Here is a 1,278-nt window from a genome sequence, read left to right on the forward strand (position 1 = left end):
GATGAGCGGATCATCGCTCAACTGGCCGACGCTTTCCAGTGTCATGTATCGGGCGCGCTGGACGGCCCACTCGTCGTTCTGTTCGAGCAGGAGTGCGCCGACGAGGCGGACGATGGCATCGTCGTTGGGGAAGATGCCGACCACGTCGGTCCGCCGCTTGATCTCGCCGTTGAGGCGCTCGATCGGATTCGTGCTGTGGAGCTTCGCCCGGTGCTCCTTCGGGAAGGTCATGTAGGCGAGCACGTCGGGCTCGGCGTCGTCGAGGATGGCGGCGAGCTTCGGCACCTTCGGGCGGATCTGGTCGGCGACGGCCCGCCACTGGGCGCTGGCGGTTTCGGGCGTCTCCTGGGCGAAGGCGGTGGCGATGAAGGCGGAGACGACGCGTCGGCCGCTCTTTCCGGCGTGGGCCAGCACGTTCCTCATGAAGTGGACGCGGCAGCGCTGCCAAGTGGCCGACAGCACCTTGCTGACGGCCGCCTTCAGGCCCTCATGGGCGTCGGAGACGACGAGCTTCACGCCCCGGAGCCCACGCCGGGTGAGCTTGCGTAGGAACTCCGTCCAGATAGGCTCGGCCTCCGAGGTGCCGATCTCCATGCCCAGCACCTCGCGACGGCCGTCGGTGTTGACGCCGACAGCGATGATGACGGCGACGGACACGATGCGGCCACCACGGCGCACCTTCAGGTAGGTCGCATCGATCCACAGGTATGGCCAATCGCCTTCGATCGGGCGATCGAGGAAGGCCTTCACCTTGCCGTCGATCTCCTCGCACAGCCGGCTGACCTGGCTCTTCGAGATGCCGCTCATGCCCATGGCCTTGACCAGGTCGTCGACCGAGCGTGTCGAGATACCCTGGACATAGGCTTCCTGGATCACCGCCGTCAGCGCCTTCTCGGCCATGCGGCGCGGCTCCAGGAAGCCTGGGAAGTAGGATCCCTTCCTCAGCTTCGGGATGCGCAGCTCGACGGTGCCGGCCCGCGTCTCCCAGTCGCGGTCGCGATAGCCGTTGCGCTGGACCCTTCGCAGCGGGTTCTTCTCGCCATAGGAGGCGCCCGTCGCGGCACCAACCTCCATCTCCATCAGCTTCTCAGCGGCAAAGCCGATCATCTCGCGAAGCAGATCGGCGTCCGGGGTCTTCTCCACGAGCGCGCGCAGGTTCATTATGTCGTCGGTCATCGGTGTTCCTTTCAGCAGGAGTTGGTGTCGACAACCAAACCCTACCGGAAAGCGCCGATGACCGCCGCGCTAACCAGCTACACCACGTCTCGGGACGTCACC

1 protein-coding gene is annotated in these 1,278 nt (G+C 65.8%); it reads right to left on the reverse strand.

Features of this window, described 5'->3' with window-relative positions:
• Positions 1–1,176, reverse strand: a 1,176-nt coding sequence (locus V1479_RS26105; RefSeq protein WP_368805378.1) for an IS256 family transposase, incomplete at its 3' end; no start/stop codon positions are given.
• Positions 1,177–1,278 lie beyond the last annotated feature (102 nt).

Source organism: Neoaquamicrobium sediminum (assembly GCF_040970315.1).
GTDB lineage: Bacteria > Pseudomonadota > Alphaproteobacteria > Rhizobiales > Rhizobiaceae > Aerobium > Aerobium sediminum.